The 16,604-nt window shown below is 66.6% G+C and carries 12 protein-coding genes and 1 riboswitch; of the genes, 10 read left to right on the forward strand and 2 right to left on the reverse strand.

The genetic code is table 11. The features are described from left to right. Positions 1-21: 21 nt before the first annotated feature. Positions 22-1,866, reverse strand: coding sequence for a phosphomethylpyrimidine synthase ThiC (thiC, locus tag LMF57_RS16440; RefSeq protein ID WP_117311331.1), 1,845 nt, complete (start codon positions 1,864-1,866; stop codon positions 22-24). A gap of 93 nt (positions 1,867-1,959) precedes the next feature. Then, positions 1,960-2,061: riboswitch (TPP riboswitch) on the reverse strand. A 247-nt stretch (positions 2,062-2,308) separates the two neighbouring features. On the opposite strand from thiC, the gene LMF57_RS16445 reads away from it, so the two are divergent. Further along, positions 2,309-3,886 carry a BCCT family transporter gene (locus LMF57_RS16445; RefSeq protein ID WP_229290233.1) on the forward strand — a complete coding sequence of 526 codons (1,578 nt, stop codon included), beginning with the start codon at positions 2,309-2,311 and terminating at the stop codon, positions 3,884-3,886. A gap of 552 nt (positions 3,887-4,438) precedes the next feature. Here LMF57_RS16445 and ggt read toward each other — a convergent pair. Then, positions 4,439-6,157 carry a gamma-glutamyltransferase gene (ggt, locus tag LMF57_RS16450; protein ID WP_229290234.1) on the reverse strand — a complete coding sequence of 573 codons (1,719 nt, stop codon included), beginning with the start codon at positions 6,155-6,157 and terminating at the stop codon, positions 4,439-4,441. A 743-nt stretch (positions 6,158-6,900) separates the two neighbouring features. Here ggt and ilvC point away from each other — a divergent pair. The 9 genes from ilvC (at position 6,901) to leuB (ending at position 16,552) form a co-directional block, all read left to right on the forward strand. Then, on the forward strand, positions 6,901-7,875 hold the full coding sequence (gene ilvC / locus LMF57_RS16455; protein WP_025874152.1) for a ketol-acid reductoisomerase: 975 nt from the start codon (positions 6,901-6,903) through the stop codon (positions 7,873-7,875). Positions 7,876-7,912: 37 nt separating this feature from the next. Further along, a complete protein-coding gene (gene ilvG / locus LMF57_RS16460) occupies positions 7,913-9,649 on the forward strand; it encodes an acetolactate synthase 2 catalytic subunit (RefSeq protein ID WP_059065039.1) in 1,737 nt (578 codons plus the stop codon). Beyond that, complete coding sequence (locus LMF57_RS16465; RefSeq protein WP_025874150.1) at positions 9,633-9,884, forward strand: ACT domain-containing protein; 252 nt, start codon at positions 9,633-9,635, stop codon at positions 9,882-9,884. The genes ilvG and LMF57_RS16465 overlap by 17 nt, the downstream gene beginning before the upstream one ends. Before the next feature lie 96 nt (positions 9,885-9,980). Continuing rightward, positions 9,981-11,072, forward strand: coding sequence for a threonine dehydratase (locus LMF57_RS16470; protein ID WP_117311334.1), 1,092 nt, complete (start codon positions 9,981-9,983; stop codon positions 11,070-11,072). Further along, a complete protein-coding gene (locus tag LMF57_RS16475; protein ID WP_025874148.1) occupies positions 11,069-12,655 on the forward strand; it encodes a 2-isopropylmalate synthase in 1,587 nt (528 codons plus the stop codon). Before LMF57_RS16470 ends, LMF57_RS16475 begins: the two co-directional genes overlap by 4 nt. A 10-nt stretch (positions 12,656-12,665) precedes the next feature. Beyond that, entirely contained in the window at positions 12,666-13,445 is a 780-nt protein-coding gene (locus LMF57_RS16480; protein WP_117311335.1) for a class I SAM-dependent methyltransferase, read from the forward strand. A 59-nt stretch (positions 13,446-13,504) separates the two neighbouring features. Continuing rightward, positions 13,505-14,923, forward strand: coding sequence for a 3-isopropylmalate dehydratase large subunit (gene leuC, locus LMF57_RS16485; RefSeq protein WP_117311336.1), 1,419 nt, complete (start codon positions 13,505-13,507; stop codon positions 14,921-14,923). Next, positions 14,923-15,501 carry a 3-isopropylmalate dehydratase small subunit gene (leuD, locus tag LMF57_RS16490; RefSeq protein ID WP_032977269.1) on the forward strand — a complete coding sequence of 193 codons (579 nt, stop codon included), beginning with the start codon at positions 14,923-14,925 and terminating at the stop codon, positions 15,499-15,501. Before leuC ends, leuD begins: the two co-directional genes overlap by 1 nt. Beyond that, a complete protein-coding gene (gene leuB, locus LMF57_RS16495; protein ID WP_117311337.1) occupies positions 15,491-16,552 on the forward strand; it encodes a 3-isopropylmalate dehydrogenase in 1,062 nt (353 codons plus the stop codon). The genes leuD and leuB overlap by 11 nt, the downstream gene beginning before the upstream one ends. Positions 16,553-16,604: the final 52 nt, after the last annotated feature.

A 16,604-nucleotide genomic window follows, 5' to 3' on the forward strand; every position in this document is an offset into this window, starting at 1 on the left:
CCCGGCACCGCCCATCTGCGATCAGCCCTGCTGGTACACCTCGGCGCCGGCCGCCCGGAACTGCTCGGACTTTTCCTGCATGCCCTTCTCGGCGTACTCGCGCACGTCCTGGGTGATCTTCATCGAACAGAAATGCGGGCCGCACATCGAACAGAAGTGGGCCAGCTTGTGCGCGTCCCTGGGCAGGGTCTCGTCGTGGAATTCCTTGGCCTTCTCCGGGTCCAGGCCGAGGTGGAACTGGTCTTCCCAGCGGAATTCGAAGCGCGCCTTGCTCAGCGCGTTGTCACGCACCTGCGCACCCGGATGCCCCTTGGCCAGGTCAGCAGCATGGGCGGCGATGCGATAGGCCATGATGCCGTCGCGCACATCCTGCCGGTTGGGCAGGCCCAGATGCTCCTTCGGCGTGACGTAGCAGAGCATGGCAGTGCCGAACCAGCCGATCATCGCCGCACCGATCGCGCTGGTGATGTGGTCATAGCCCGGCGCGATGTCGGTGGTCAGCGGACCGAGCGTGTAGAACGGCGCCTCGCCGCACTCGCGCAGCTGCTTGTCCATGTTTTCCTTGATCAGCTGCATCGGCACATGGCCAGGGCCTTCGATCATGGTCTGCACGTCGTGCTTCCACGCAATCTTCGTCAACTCGCCCAGCGTCTCCAGCTCGCCGAACTGCGCCGCATCGTTGGCATCGGCGATGCAGCCAGGACGCAGGCCATCACCCAGCGAGAAGGTCACGTCGTAGGCCTTCATGATTTCGCAGATGTCTTCGAAATGGGTGTAGAGGAAGTTCTCCTTGTGGTGGGCCAGGCACCACTTGGCCATGATCGAACCGCCGCGGCTGACGATGCCGGTAACCCGCCTGGCGGTGAGTGGCACATAGCGCAGCAGTACCCCGGCATGGATGGTGAAGTAGTCCACGCCCTGCTCTGCCTGTTCGATCAGGGTGTCGCGGAAGATCTCCCAGGTCAGCGCTTCGGCGCGGCCATCGACCTTCTCCAGCGCCTGGTAGATCGGCACCGTACCGATCGCCACCGGCGAATTGCGGATGATCCATTCGCGCGTTTCATGGATGTGCTTGCCGGTGGACAGGTCCATCACCGTGTCGCCGCCCCAGCGGATCGCCCACACCAGCTTTTCCACTTCCTCGGCAATGCCCGAGGACACCGCGCTGTTGCCGATGTTGGCGTTGATCTTGGTCAGGAAGTTGCGGCCGATGATCATCGGCTCGCTTTCCGGGTGATTGATGTTGTTGGGCAGCACCGCACGGCCGCGGGCGATTTCCTCGCGCACGAATTCCGGGGTGATGATCTGCTGGATCGACGCACCGAATGCTTCGCCCGGATGCTGCTGCAGCAGTGCGGCATCGCGGATCGCTTCCAGCCGCTGGTTTTCGCGGATTGCCACGAATTCCATTTCCGGGGTGATGATGCCGCGGCGCGCATAGTGCATCTGGGTGACGTTGGCGCCGGCCCGCGCGCGACGTGGCAGGCTGCGCGCGGGAAAACGCACCGGGTCCAGCTTCGGATCATGTTCGCGCGCGCGGCCGAACGAGGAGCTGAGGCCGTCGAGCTGCTCGGTGTCGTTGCGCTCCTCCACCCAGCCACGGCGCAGTGCCGGCAGGCCCGCAGACAGGTCGATGCGCACGTCCGGATCGGTGTATGGGCCGGAGGTGTCGTAGACGGTGACCGGTGCGTTCTCTTCGCCGCCGAACACGGTCGGCGTGCGGGTCAGCGCGATCTCGCGCATCGGCACCTGCAGGTCCGGGCGCGAGCCAGGCACGTGGATCTTGCGCGAGCCGGGAATGGGCCGGGTCACGGATTCGGAGAGTTGCTGGGCCTGTTGCTGCAGGGCGGAGAGCTGTGCGTTCATCGGGCATCGTCCAGGAAGGTCAGGGACGAAGCGGCGGCGCACTGCACCCGCGCCCGGACGGCACCAAGGCGCTCCCTGGGCAGGTTCCGGGTACGGCTGCATTGCAAAGCTTCCCTACGCCGGTATGAGCCGGATCAGGTTCCAAGGGACTATCTCAACCGTGGCCACAAGGCCGCGGTACCCCCGCTTCTTGGTGGGCATTAGAGCATAGAAACCACTCGACCTCCTGGCCGTCCATCCACGCAGGGCGCAGATCTGCCGCAGCCGCGTTAACGGAACCGTGACGTCGCATTCAGTAACGTGCACGCGCGCCGCACCGTTGCACGCGGTGCTTTCCCTGCCGCCATCGCGGTGCCTGTCCGGTGCGCGCACACTGCCGCCGGCCTACTCCCTGCAAGCTTTCGCTCGCTCCCCTCAATCCCTTGATCGGAGAAGCTCCTTCATGGTGTTTCGCATTTCCATCGCACTGGTGCTTGCCCTGGTGCTGCTGGCCGGCCTCGCGCCCGGTCCCTTCAATACCGTCGTGCAGGCGGCGCTGGCTGATGTCATCCGCAGCGTCGGTTGGCTGTACCTGCTGGTGGTGTTCCTGGCGCTGGTATTCCTGATGTACCTGGCCTTCGGCCGCTTCGGCAACCTGCGCATCGGTGGCGAAGACGCTGAACCCGAATTTTCGCGCGCCAGCTGGATGTCGATGCTGTTCGCCGCCGGCATGGGCATCGGCCTGGTGTTCTGGGGCGCGGCCGAGCCGATCTCACACTTCACCAAGCCACCGGAAGGCATTGAACCGCAGAGCATGGACGCTGCGCGTGCCGCCATGCGCTACGTGTTCTTCCACTGGGGCCTGCATCCGTGGGCGATCTATGCACTGATCGGCCTGGCGATGGCCTGGTTCCAGTTCAACCGCAATGGACGCGGGCTGGTCAGCGATATGCTGCAGCCGATCATCGGCCGCCACCATCGCGGCTGGATCGGCCGTGTCGTCAACATCGCGGCGGTGGTCGCCACGGCGATCGGCGTGGCGACGACGCTCGGCTTCGGCACCATCCAGATCGCTGCAGGCGTGGAGCGCGTATTTGGTCTGCAGGCGACTGTACCGGTGCAGATGACCATCATCGCCATTGCCTTCGTGCTGTACATGGCCTCGACCGCCAGCGGTGTGGAGCGCGGCGTGAAGTGGCTGTCCAACTTCAACCTGGCACTGGCTGCATTGCTGGCCGCGACCGTACTTGTGCTGGGGCCGACTGGCTTCATCTTCGATACGTTCACCACCACGCTGGGTTCCTACCTCAACCAGCTGGTGACCATGAGCCTGCGCATGTCGCCGTTCTCCGGCAGCACGTGGGTGGCCGACTGGACGATCTTCTACTGGGCCTGGTGGATTTCGTGGGCCCCGTTCGTGGGTTCCTTCATCGCGCGCATCTCGCGCGGCCGCAGCGTGCGCGAGTTCGTGATCGGCGTGGTGCTGGCACCGACCCTGCTCGGGTTCTTCTGGTTCGCCGTGTTCGGGGGAACGGCATTGTGGGCGCAGATCTTTGGCCACGCCGACCTTGTGCAGGCACTGGGCAATGGCTATGAGACGGTGCTGTTCACCCTGTTCGACAGCCTGCCGGCGTCGCTGATGCTGTCGGCGGTGGCGTTGGTGCTGTTGATGATCTTCTTCGTGACCTCGGCCGATTCGGCGGTTCTGGTACTGGCCAGCATGTCCACCGACGAAGCCGGGGATCCGCCGCTGAAGCGCAAGCTGGCGTGGGGCATCGCGGTAGCGTTGATTGCGGCGGCATTGCTGCTGGCGGGCGGGCTGGATGCGCTGCAGGGCATGATCACGATTGCCGCGTTGCCGTTCGCGCTGCTGATGGTGCTGGTGATGGTGTCGCTGTACCGGGTGCTGGACCAGGAATACACGCGCGAGCGGCGGCAGGCGCAGCGCCAGCGACGCATGATCGATGCGTGGATCGCACGCGAGATGGCAGCGCAGGAAGAGACCCAGGCGGAGGCGGCACACGCGCAGGATCAGGATTGAGGATGTTTTGCAGCCTGCGGCTGCACCGCTTTTTTCAGGCAAAGGCAACGGCCGAAGCCAAGGCGGCTCTGGGTTGCTGCTTGCCTGGCGGGGAGGGGGCCGATGGCGGGACACGCCGCAAGTACGTCCCTGTAGGCTCGGCCACGGCATCCATGCCGTGGACGGTCCCGCCATCGGCCCCCTCCCCGCCTCCGACAATTTCCCGGTGACGGTTGGTGGATCCACGCCATGCGTGGATGAGGTGTATCGGAAAACAAGGAGGGGTCGGATCCGTTTTCCAAAGGAAAACGGATCCGACCCCAACACACAGCGCGCGGCTGTTGCTGCTGCCTTTGCTTTTGATCTTCTTCTTTCTCTCTTACTGCGGTGGCGGCCACAGGAAACTGTCCGTGGCCGGGTGGGTAGGTTGGCTGGGGGCGTGAGCGCCATGGATGGCGCGCCCGAGCCTACAAGGACGTACTTGCGGCGTCCCCCAGGCAACCTACCCACCCGGCCAACCACAGCATTGCTGCCACCACCGCAGAGGGGGCTCAGCCCGGTGGCCGGGAAACCTCAATACCCCGCCGCCTGCCCATCCTTGCGGCTCTCCGACGCGCCGTAGTACACACCCGTTTCCGGATCACGCAGGATCGCCTGATAACCACCATACGGACCATCGGCGAACACCACCCGGTGCCCCTTGCGCATCAGCGCCCGCACCGTCTCGTACGGGAACCCGGTTTCCAGATTGACCTCGCCACCATCGGTCATCGCCGTCGCCTGCCCGGTCGGTTCGGTCGATCCCTCATGCTGGATGCGGGGGGCATCACCGGCCTCCTGCAGGTTCATGCCGAAGTCCACCAGGTTCATCACGATCTGTGCGTGCCCCTGCGGCTGCATCGCACCGCCCATCACGCCGAAACTTGCATAAGGCTTGCCGCCCTTGGTAATGAAGGCCGGAATGATGGTCTGGAAGGGACGCTTGCCCGGTGCGTAACCGTTGGGATGGTTCTTCTGCAGCACGAACATCTCGCCGCGATCCTGCAGGATGAAGCCCAGCCCCGGCGGGGCCATGCCGCTGCCCATGCCGCGGTAGTTGGACTGGATCAGTGACACCATCATGCCGTCGGCATCGGCCACGGTCATGTAGATCGTGTCGCCCTCTTCCAGCTGCTTGGGCGTACCCGGCTGCACTTCCTTCAGCGCCTTGCCCATCGAGATCAGCGCGCGACGCTGCGCTGCGTACTCCTTGGAAATCAGCTTCTGTACCGGCGCGGGCTGGAACGCCATGTCGGCGTAGAAGCGCGCACGGTCGGCGAAGGCCAGCTTCTTGGCTTCCACGAACAGATGCACGTGCTCGGGTGAGCCGAACGGAATCTTCGAGAAGTCGTAGCCTTCCAGTACGTTGAGGATCTGCAGCGCGGCGATGCCCTGGCTGTTGGGCGGCAGCTCCCACACGTCGTAGCCGCGGTAGTTGCTACTGACCGGCTCGACCCACTCGCCGTGATGGTCGGCCATGTCCTGGTAGCTCAGGTAGCCGCCGTTCTTCTTGAAGTAATCGCCGATGGTATGGGCGATGCCGCCCTTGTAGAAGGCATCACGGCCGCCGTCGGCGATCTTCTGCAGGGTGTCGGCAAGGTTGGGGTTCTTCCACATCTCGCCCTTGCGCGGCGCGTGGCCATCGATCGTGAACTGTTCCTTGAAACCCGGATACTGCGACAGCTTCGGCACCGAGCGATCCCAGTAATAGGCAATCACTTCGGCAACGGGATGACCGTCGCGCGCGTAGCGGATGGCCGGGGCCAGGTTGTCGGCCATCGGCTTGCGGCCGAAGCGCTCGTGCAGCGCGAACCAGCCATCAACCGCGCCCGGAACCGATACCGGCAGCGGGCCGGTCGCGGGGATCTCCTTCAGGCCACGACGCTGGAACTCGGCCAGGGTGAGTGACTTCGGCGAACGGCCCGAGCCGTTGTAGCCGTAGAGCTTCTGCGTCTTCGGGTCCCACACGATGGCGAACAGGTCGCCGCCGACGCCATTGCCAGTCGGCTCCATCAACCCCAGCGCTGCGTTGGCCGCAATGGCGGCATCGACGGCCGAGCCACCGGCCTTCATCACGTCCAGCGCGATCTGGGTAGCCAGCGGCTGCGAGGTGGCGGCCATCGCATGCGGGGCGATCACCTCCGAACGGGTGGCGAAGGTGTGACCGGTAATGCGGTCGGCGGCCTGGGACAGCATGGGCACGGCAGCCAGCACGGCAGCTGCCAGCAGGGAACGGGCAAGACGTCGGGACACGGTCAGGTTCCGAGGGAAGGGGTGGTGACCCGATCTTCGCCGCTACCGCGACCGGGGGCCATCGGGCATAGGTCATGGGGCGCCTCATGGAGCCACGGGCGCCATTGCCACGAACGCCTCGCAATGCGCGCCGAACCTCCCGCGGCACACGGGGCGCTGCACGACCCAGCGAGCGCAGCTGGTATCGCCGGAATCCGCGCAAAAAACCCGTTGAAAAGAGTGAATTCGGGTTCACCGAAACACTTTCAGCAGCAACCATCCTTGTGCCACAAGCGATTGCACTGCATGCAGCGGAAACTGACGGAAATAGTGCTGCGAGGGTTGACACGGCGGAAATGGCTGTGTTTTTCTCGATCACATGTTGCATCACAACACACCACCGCGAACCCACATCGAAGCCGCCGACACCGGCGCCGCCTCGCTGCGTTCGATTCTTGTGCTCGTACTTATTACCCAACCAACAGGTGCGGGACGAGCCAGCGTGTAAGCAACAAACACACCGGAACTCTTCAAAAACCCGCACCCGCCCAGGTGCGGGTTTTTTCATTTCAGGACCTGGTTTCAGACGCAACCACCATGACCACCGCCTCCTCCACAACCTGGACCTGCTGCACCACGAACTCTCGTGGTGGCAGTACCTGTGCGATGCGCGGCGCTGCTCTCCCCACTTTTCCCTGACCGGCCGGTACGTCGCTTCGACTGCCGGCCGTCTTTTTTCTTCCCACCCGCAAGGAACCTCCCCCATGAGCACCAACGAACTGCCCCAGACCAAGATCGCCGTCATCGGCTACGGCAGCCAGGGCCGCGCGCACGCGCTGAACCTGCGTGAATCCGGCTTCGATGTGGTGGTAGGCCTGCGTCCGGGCGGCCCCACCGAGGTCAAGGCACAGGCCGATGGCTTCACCGTGAAGGCACCGGCCGATGCGGTGAAGGATGCCGACCTGGTCGCGGTACTGACCCCGGACATGGTGCAGAAGAAGCTGTACGAGGACGTGCTGGCGTCGAACATGAAGCAGGGCGCGGTGCTGCTGTTCGCGCATGGTCTGAACGTGCACTTCGACATGATCAAGCCGCGCGAAGACCTGGACGTCGTGCTGGTCGCACCGAAGGGCCCGGGTGCACTGGTCCGTCGCGAATATGAAATCGGCCGCGGTGTGCCATGCATCTGGGCGGTCTACCAGGACAAGAGCGGCAAGGCCGCCGAGTACGCGCTCGCCTATGCGGCCGGCCTGGGTGGTGCGCGCGCCAACCTGATCCAGACCACCTTCAAGGAAGAAACCGAAACCGATCTGTTCGGCGAGCAGGCGGTGCTGTGCGGCGGCGCTTCGGCACTGGTGCAGGCGGGCTTCGAGACGCTGGTGGAAGCCGGTTACCAGCCGGAAATCGCCTACTACGAAGTGCTGCACGAACTGAAGCTGATCGTCGACCTGTTCTACGAAGGCGGCATCTCGCGGATGCTGGAGTTCATCTCCGAGACCGCGCAGTACGGCGACTACGTCAGCGGCCCGCGGGTGATCGACGCCGGTACCAAGGCGCGCATGAAGGAAGTGCTGAAGGACATCCAGGACGGCACCTTCACCAAGAACTGGGTGGCCGAGTACGAGGCGGGCCTGCCGAACTACAACAAGTTCAAGCAGGCCGACCTGGAGCACCCGATCGAGAAGGTAGGCAAGGAACTGCGCGCCAAGATGGTCTGGTTGCAAGGTCAAGCCGCGTAACAACGCGGCACCCCCACCCGCTCTGCAAGGTTCCCCCATGAACTCTCCCACACACCGCAGCGCGCCGCCCAACGGCGCGCGCTGGCTGACCCAGGCGCTGGAGGCCGAGGGTGTCCGTACGCTGTTCGGCTATCCGGGCGGCACCATCATGCCGTTCTACGACGCGCTGGTGGATTCGTCGCTGAAGCACATCCTGGTGCGCCATGAGCAGGGCGCGGCACTGGCCGCCAACGGCTTTGCGCGCGCCAGTGGCCAGGTCGGCGTCTGCGTGGCGACCTCCGGGCCGGGCGCGTCGAACCTGGTCACCGGCATCGCCGATGCGATGCTCGATTCGGTGCCGATGGTCTGCATCACCGGCCAGGTCGCCACGCCGCTGCTGGGCACCGATGCGTTCCAGGAACTGGACGTGTTCGGCCTGACGATGCCGATCGTCAAGCACAGCTGGCTGGTGCGCAGCGTCGATGACCTGCCGCGCGTGGTGGCCGATGCTTTCCGCATCGCCCGCGAAGGCCGTCCCGGCCCGGTGCTGATCGATCTGCCCAAGGACGTGCAGCTGGCCGATGCCAGCCACCTGCCGGCGCATGTGCCGGCCAATGTGGAACCGCCGCCGGCCCCCGCCGACGCGGCCATCGCCGAGGCCATCGCGGCTCTGGCGGCGGCCGAGAAGCCGGTGGTCTACGCCGGTGGTGGCATCGCCCTGGGCGATGCCGTGCAGGACCTGCGCGAATTCGTCGAAGCCAGCGCCATCCCCACCGTGATGACCCTGCGTGGGCTGGGCGCGCTGCCTCCCCAGCACCCGCAGTCGCTGGGCATGCTGGGCATGCACGGCACCCGCGCGGCGAACATGGCCGTGCAGGAAAGCGATCTGCTGCTGGTGCTGGGTGCGCGCTTCGATGATCGGGCGACCGGCAAGCTGGCCGAGTTCGCACCGTTTGCCCGCGTGGTGCACATCGATGCCGATGCGTACGAGATCTCCAAGCTGCGCAGCGCCGATGTCGCCGTGCCCGGCAACGTCGGCCACGCCATCCGCGCCCTGCGTGCGGCCTTCCCCTCCCCCAAGGCCCACCAGGATGCATGGCGCAAGCGCTGCGCCCAGCATCGCGATCGCTTCGCCGCGCGTTACGACGCACCCGGCCAGCACATCTACGCCCCGGCGCTGCTGAAGCGCCTGAGCGAACTGGCGCCGGCCGATACGGTGGTCGCCTGCGACGTCGGCCAGCACCAGATGTGGGTTGCGCAGCACTGCCGCTTCACTCATCCGCGCAACCACCTGACCAGCGGCGCACTGGGCACGATGGGCTTCGGCCTGCCGGCGGCGATGGGCGCGCAGTTCGCCTGCCCCGAGCGCACGGTGGTGCTGGTGTCCGGCGATGGCAGCTTCATGATGAACGTGCAGGAGCTGGCGACCATCGCCCGCTGCCGCCTGCCGGTGAAGATCATCCTGCTGGACAACAGTTCGCTGGGCATGGTGCGGCAGTGGCAGGAACTGTTCTTTGCCGAGCGTTACAGCGAGATCGACCTGTCCGACAACCCGGACTTCGTCGCCCTGGCCAAGGTGTTCGGCATCGCGGCCACGCGCATCGACGCACGTGATGACGTCGAAGGTGGCCTGGCCGCGCTGCTGGCCGAACCCGGCCCGGCCCTGCTGCACGTGGCCATCGATGCACGCGCGAACGTGTGGCCGCTGGTACCGCCCAATACCGCCAACAGCACCATGCTGGAAAGCAACCCTGCACATGCACGCCAGGAGATCCCCAATGCAATACCGGCTTGACCTGGTGCTGCAACCGGCCGAGGGCGCGCTGCTGCGCGTGATCGGCATGGCCGAACGCCGCGGTTTCGCGCCGCGCGCGATCACCGGTGCGCCGGTGGCCGCCGATGATGGCCGTTGGCACCTGCAACTGGTGGTGGACAGCCAGCGCCCGCCGGAAACGCTGTGCCGGCAGATGGAAAAGATCTACGACTGCGTTTCGGTGCAGATGACCGCACTGGAAGGAGCATCCGCATGAACGCCCGTACCGTATGCAACACGGTGCCGGTACGGAGGCGTCTTCTTCGCCGCCCGTGCCCGCATGCGGTGGTCGGCAACACCCTGCTGGTGGCCCATGCCGGCCGCTGACACCAGCAAGGAAAGCGACGGCGGCGACGTAACCGTTGCCGACGTACTGGCCGCGCAGGCCCGCCTGCGCCGCTTCCTGCCGCCTACGCCGCTGCATCATGCCGAGCGCTTCGGCACCTGGCTGAAGCTGGAAAACCTGCAGCGCACCGGCTCGTACAAGGTGCGCGGCGCGCTGAATGCCCTGCTGGCCGCCCGCGAACGTGGCGATGCCCGGCCGGTGATCTGCGCCTCGGCCGGCAACCACGCCCAGGGCGTGGCCTGGGCCGCCTATCGCCTGGATGTGCCGGCCATCACCGTGATGCCGCATGGCGCACCGGCCACCAAGATCGCTGGCGTCGCCCATTGGGGTGCAACGGTGCGCCAGCACGGCAACAGCTATGACGAGGCCTATGCGTTCGCCGTCGAACTGGCGCAGCGCCACGGCTACCGATTCCTGTCCGCCTTCGACGATGCCGATGTCATCGCCGGCCAGGGCACCGTCGGCATCGAGCTGGCCGCACACGCGCCGGACGTGGTGATCGTACCGATCGGCGGTGGCGGCCTGGCATCCGGCGTCGCCCTGGCGCTGAAGTCGCAGGGCGTGCGCATCGTCGGCGCGCAGGTCGAGGGGGTCGATTCGATGGCCCGCGCGATCCGCGGCGACGTGCGCGAGATCAATCCCGTGCCGTCGCTGGCCGATGGCGTGCGGGTGAAGATCCCCGGTTTCCTGACCCGCCGCCTGTGTACCTCGTTGCTGGACGACGTGGTGATCGTGCGCGAAGCCGAGCTGCGCGAGACCCTGGTGCGGCTGGCACTGGAAGAACACATCATCGCCGAAGGCGCCGGTGCGCTGGCACTGGCTGCCGGCCGTCGCGTCGCCGGGCGCCGCAAGTGCGCGGTCGTCTCCGGCGGCAACATCGATGCCGGCGTGCTCGCCGGCCTGCTCACCGACATCCGTCCACGCCCGCCACGCAAGCCGCGCCGGCGCCGGGCAGAAACCCCGCGCTCGCCCGGCAAGGCGACCGCCACCGCTTTTCCCACGCCTTCCCCTTCCCCCCTGCAAGCCGTCGCACCCGCTGTCGAGGAGATTTCCCTGTGACCACCATCGAACGAATTACCACCCCGCGCATCCGCATCTTCGACACCACCCTGCGTGACGGCGAGCAGTCCCCCGGCTGCAGCATGAGCCCGCCGCAGAAGCTGGTGATGGCGCGTGCGCTGGACGAACTGGGCGTGGACATCATCGAGACCGGCTTCCCGGCCAGCTCGCAGTCCGACCGCGAAGCGATGGCCCTGATCGGCCGCGAACTGCGCCGCCCGAGCCTGAGCTTGGCGGTGCTGTCGCGCTGCCTGCAGGCCGACATCGAAACCTCGGCGCGTGCGCTGGAAGCCGCTGCCAACCCGCGCCTGCATGTGTTCCTGTCGACCAGCCCGCTGCACCGTGAGCACAAGCTGCGGATGACCCGCGAGCAGGTACTGGAATCAGTACGCAGGCACGTAGCGCTGGCCCGCTCCTACATCGATGACGTGGAGTTCTCCGCCGAGGACGCCACCCGCACCGAACTGGACTACCTGATCGAGGTCTCGCGCGTGGCGATCGCTGCCGGCGCCACCACCATCAACCTGCCCGACACCGTCGGCTTCACCACGCCGGAAGAGATCCGCACGATGTTCCAGCAGGTCATCGCTGGCGTCGCCGATGTGCCGAACGCAGCCAACGTGATCTTCAGCGCCCACTGCCACAACGATCTGGGCCTGGCGGTGGCCAACTCGCTGGCCGCCATCGAAGGCGGCGCGCGCCAGGTCGAATGCACCGTCAACGGCATCGGTGAGCGCGCCGGCAACTGCTCGCTGGAAGAGATCGCGATGGTGCTGAAGGTGCGCCAGGCTTTCTACGAGCAGGACACCGCCATCGATACCCCGCGCATCGTCGGCACCTCGCAGCTGCTGCAGCGCCTGGTCGGCATGCCGGTACAGCGCAACAAGGCCATCGTGGGTGCCAATGCCTTCGCCCATGAGTCGGGCATCCACCAGCACGGCATGCTGCGCCACCGCGGCACCTACGAAATCATGCGTCCGGAGGACGTGGGCTGGGAAGATTCGCAGATGGTGCTGGGCCGCCACAGTGGCCGCGCCGCCGTCGAAGCACGCCTGCGCGCACTGGGCTTCTGGCTGGAAGAAGACGAGCTGAAGCTGGTGTTCGAGCAGTTCAAGGGGCTGTGCGAGCAGCAGCGTGTTGTCACCGACGCTGACCTGCAGACGCTGATGCAGGGCGGCTCCAATGCCCAGGGCTACCGTCTGGCTTCAATGACCATCAGCGATGTCGGCAGCCGTGCCAACGCGCTGGTCGAACTGTCCGACCCGGACGGCAACCGCGTGGCCGAGACCGCGCAGGGCGACGGCCCGGTCGATGCGCTGTTCGGCGCGTTGTCGGCCGCCACCGGCGTGCAGCTGATGCTGGACAGCTACCACGTGCACAGCGTCGGCATCGGCGCCGATGCGCGTGGCGAGGCCAACCTGAGCGTGCGCCACGAGGGCGTGGAGTACGACGGCACCGGTACCAGCAAGGACATCATCGAAGCATCCGCGCTGGCCTGGCTGGACGTGGCCAACCGCCTGCTGCGCCAGCGCCAGGCCAACGCCGGCATCAGTACTGAATCACCTGCCACCGCCACCGCCTGAGGAAAGTGAGATGAGCGCCTTCGACACCGCAACCACCACCAGCAGCGCTGGCCAGCAGTGGAATGCCCAGGACTATGCGATCGATGCCGGCTTCGTGCCGACCCTCGGTGGCGCCGTAGCGCGCCTGCTCGATGCGCGTGCCGGCGAGCGCATTCTCGACCTGGGTTGTGGCGATGGCGTGCTCACCACCGAACTGGCCCTCAGCGGCGCACATATGCAGGGCGTCGATGCCTCGCCGGAAATGGTGATCGCCGCGCGTGCGCGGGGCGTCGATGCGCAGGTGATGGATGGCCACGCCCTGGCCTTCGACGGTGCGTTCGATGCGGTGTTCAGCAACGCAGCCCTGCATTGGATGCCCGACCCGGATCGCGTGCTGGAGGGCGTGCGCCGCGCCCTGCGCCCCGGCGGCCGCTTCGTCGCCGAGTTCGGCGGCCATGGCAACGTGGCCACGATCGTTGCTGCCGTGCAGGCCGCGCGCGTGGCCCATGGTCATGGCGCCAGCGCATTCCACTGGTACTTCCCCACCGCCGATGCCTACGCAGACCGCCTGCGCCAGCATGGCTTCCAGGTGCAGCTGATCGAATGCCTGCCGCGTCCGACCGCGCTGCCGACCGGCGTTGCCGGCTGGCTGCGGGTGTTCGCCGCTCCACTGCTGGACGACCTGCCGGCCGAGGTGCGCGCCACGGTGCGCGATGCCGCCACGGCCCTGCTGGCCGACCTGCCGCGCAATGCCGCCGGCCAGCCGCTGGCCGACTACGTGCGCCTGCGCGTGCTCGCGCGGCGCCGCTGACCCGCTCCTGTTACTTTCTCTTCGATGCCCGTTACTCCGTACTCCTGCCAGGCAAACGCATGACTTCCGCACCCCGCACCCTGTACGACAAACTGTGGGACGCCCACGTGGTGGTTCCAGAAACCGACAGCGCGCCCGCCGTGCTGTACATCGACCTGCACCTGATCCATGAAGTGACCTCGCCGCAGGCCTTCACCGAGCTGCGCGAGCGTGGCCTGAGGCCGCGCCGTCCGGATCGGACCAAGGCCACGATGGACCATTCCACGCCAACCCTGCCGGCCACCGCCGACGGCACGCTGCCCTATGCCAGTGCCGCCTCCGAAGCACAGGTCGCGATGCTGGCACGCAACTGCGCCGAGCACGGCATCGAACTGTTCGACATGGCCTCGGACAACCGCGGCATCGTCCACGTGATCGCACCGGAACAGGGCTTCACCCAGCCGGGCATGACCATTGTCTGCGGCGACAGCCACACCTCCACCCACGGCGCATTCGGGTCGCTGGCCTTCGGCATCGGCACCAGCGAAGTCGGCCATGTGCTGGCCACGCAGTGCCTGCTGCAGCGCAAGGCGAAGACGCTGGCGATCACCGTCGATGGCAAGCTCGCGCCGGGCATCGGCGCCAAGGACGTGGTCCTGCACATCATCGGCGTGATCGGCGTCAATGGTGGCACCGGGCACGTGATCGAGTTCCGCGGCAGCACCATCGAAGCGATGGACATGGAACAGCGCATGACCCTGTGCAACATGTCCATCGAAGCCGGTGCACGCGCCGGCATGGTCGCTCCCGACCAGGTGACGTTCGACTTCGTTGCCAATACGCCACGTGGCCCCAAGGGCGCCGACTTCGACGCTGCCGTTGCCCGCTGGACGCAGCTGCGCAGCGATGAAGGCGCGCGCTTCGACAGCGAGGTGCACATCGATGCCGCCGATATCCGCCCGACCCTGACCTGGGGCACGCACCCCGGCACCGCCATCGCGGTGGATGCGCCGATCCCGGCGGCCAACGATGCCGCCGCGCAGAAGGGCCTGGATTACATGCACTTCCGGGCGGGACAGACGCTGGCCGGCACGCCGGTGGACGTGGTGTTCGTCGGCTCCTGCACCAATGGCCGGCTGAGCGACATGCGCGAAGTGGCACAGGTGCTGCGCGGCCGTCGCGTCGCCGAGCGCGTGCGCATGCTGGTGGTGCCTGGTTCTGAAATCGTCAAGCGCCAGGCCGAGGCCGAAGGCATCCATGAGATCGTGCGCGCGGCCGGTGCCGAATGGCGGGAACCGGGCTGTTCGATGTGCATCGCCATGAATGGCGACCTGGTCGCCCCCGGCCAACTGGCGGTCAGCACCAGCAACCGCAATTTCGAAGGCCGCCAGGGCCCGGGCTCTCGCACGCTGCTGGCCTCGCCGATGAGTGCTGCCTGGGCCGCGGTGCAGGGCCACGTCGCCGATGCCCGTGAGCTGTTCGCCCAGGAGGTGGCCTGATGAGCGGCTTCCGCACCCTGAGCTCGGCCAGCGTGGTGCTGCGCCAGACCAACATCGACACCGACCAGATCATTCCGGCGCGGTTCCTGTCCACCACCGAACGTGCTGGCCTGGGCCGCAATGCGTTCAACGACTGGCGCTGGCAGGCCGATGGCTCGCCCGTGGCGGACTTCGCCTTCAACCAACCGCACAACGCCGGCCGCAGCATCCTGCTGGCCGGGCGCAACTTCGGCTGCGGCTCATCGCGCGAACACGCGCCGTGGGCACTGACCGATCTCGGCCTGCGTGCCATCGTCAGCAGCGAGATCGCCGACATCTTCCGCGGCAATTCGCTGAAGAACGGCCTGCTGCCGATCGTACTGGACGAGGCCGACGTGCAGCTGCTGATGCAGCGCCCGGACGATGAGCTGACCATCGACGTTGCGGCGCGCGAGCTGCGCACGCCCGATGGCCGCGTCTACTCTTTCCCGTTGGACGGCTTCTCGCAGACCTGCCTGCTGGAAGGCGTCGATCAACTGGGGTATCTGTTGGGCCGTGTCCCTGAAATCGAACGTTACGAGAGTGAGCATGCACGCTGAAATTGTTGTTCTGCCCGGTGATGGCATCGGCCCGGAAGTGGCCGCCGCCGCCGTCGCCGTTCTGAACGCCGTCGCCAAGCGCTTCAACCACACCTTCACCTTCAGCGAGCACGACATCGGTGGCATCGCCATCGACCGCCACGGCGAACCGCTGCCGGCGCCGACCCTGGCCGCCTGCCAAGCGGCCAACGCTGTGCTGCTGGGCGCCGTGGGCGGGCCGAAGTGGTCCGACCCGAACGCCAAGGTGCGCCCGGAGCAGGGCCTGCTGGCGATCCGCAAGGCGCTGGGCCTGTATGCCAACCTGCGTCCGGTGCGCACCCATGAAGCCGCGCTGCACGCCTCGCCGATCAAGGCCGAGCTGCTGCAGGGCGTGGACTTCGTGGTGGTGCGCGAGCTGACCGGCGGCATCTACTTCGGCGACAAGACCCGCGATGCCGACAGCGCCAGCGATCTGTGCCGCTATACCGTGGCCGAGATCGAGCGTGTGCTGCGCAGTGCCTTCCGGCTGGCGCAGCAGCGTCGCGGCAAGGTCACGTCGGTGGACAAGGCCAACGTGCTGGAAACCTCACGCCTGTGGCGCGACGTGGCCGCGCGCATCGGCCGCGAGGAATTCCCGGACGTCGCGCTGGAACACCAGTTGGTCGATTCGATGGCGATGCATCTGCTGGCCAAGCCGCGCGAGTACGACGTGATCGTGACCGAGAACATGTTCGGCGACATCCTCACCGATGAGGCTTCGATGCTGGCCGGTTCGCTGGGCCTGCTGCCATCGGCATCGCTGGGCGAGCCGGGTGCGGTGGGCATCTACGAGCCGATCCACGGCTCGGCACCGGACATCGCCGGCAAGGGCATCGCCAACCCGTACGCGACGATCTTCAGCGCGGCGATGCTGCTGCGCCATTCGCTGCGGCTGGAAGACGAAGCAGCAGCAGTGGAAGCGGCAGTGCACGCGGTGCTGGACGATGGCGTTTTCACCGCAGACCTGGCCGCCAAGGGCCACGCGGTGAGCACGGCGACGGCCACCGACGCGGTGCTGGCCAAACTGGGATGAGTGATCGGGGTACCGGACGGCGTCCGGTACCCGTTCTCTCTGCGCATCCCGC

This window comes from Stenotrophomonas sp. SI-NJAU-1 (assembly GCF_020883215.1).
GTDB lineage: Bacteria > Pseudomonadota > Gammaproteobacteria > Xanthomonadales > Xanthomonadaceae > Stenotrophomonas > Stenotrophomonas indicatrix.

Coding starts and splice junctions, on each gene's coding strand:
- LMF57_RS16470 (WP_117311334.1), top strand. CDS start 9,981: ATGCCGGCCGCTGACACCAGCAAGGAAAGCGACGGCGGCGACGTAACC.
- ilvC (WP_025874152.1), top strand. CDS start 6,901: ATGAGCACCAACGAACTGCCCCAGACCAAGATCGCCGTCATCGGCTAC.
- ilvG (WP_059065039.1), top strand. CDS start 7,913: ATGAACTCTCCCACACACCGCAGCGCGCCGCCCAACGGCGCGCGCTGG.
- LMF57_RS16480 (WP_117311335.1), top strand. CDS start 12,666: ATGAGCGCCTTCGACACCGCAACCACCACCAGCAGCGCTGGCCAGCAG.
- LMF57_RS16465 (WP_025874150.1), top strand. CDS start 9,633: ATGCAATACCGGCTTGACCTGGTGCTGCAACCGGCCGAGGGCGCGCTG.
- thiC (WP_117311331.1), bottom strand. CDS start 1,866: ATGAACGCACAGCTCTCCGCCCTGCAGCAACAGGCCCAGCAACTCTCC.
- leuC (WP_117311336.1), top strand. CDS start 13,505: ATGACTTCCGCACCCCGCACCCTGTACGACAAACTGTGGGACGCCCAC.
- leuD (WP_032977269.1), top strand. CDS start 14,923: ATGAGCGGCTTCCGCACCCTGAGCTCGGCCAGCGTGGTGCTGCGCCAG.
- leuB (WP_117311337.1), top strand. CDS start 15,491: ATGCACGCTGAAATTGTTGTTCTGCCCGGTGATGGCATCGGCCCGGAA.
- LMF57_RS16445 (WP_229290233.1), top strand. CDS start 2,309: ATGGTGTTTCGCATTTCCATCGCACTGGTGCTTGCCCTGGTGCTGCTG.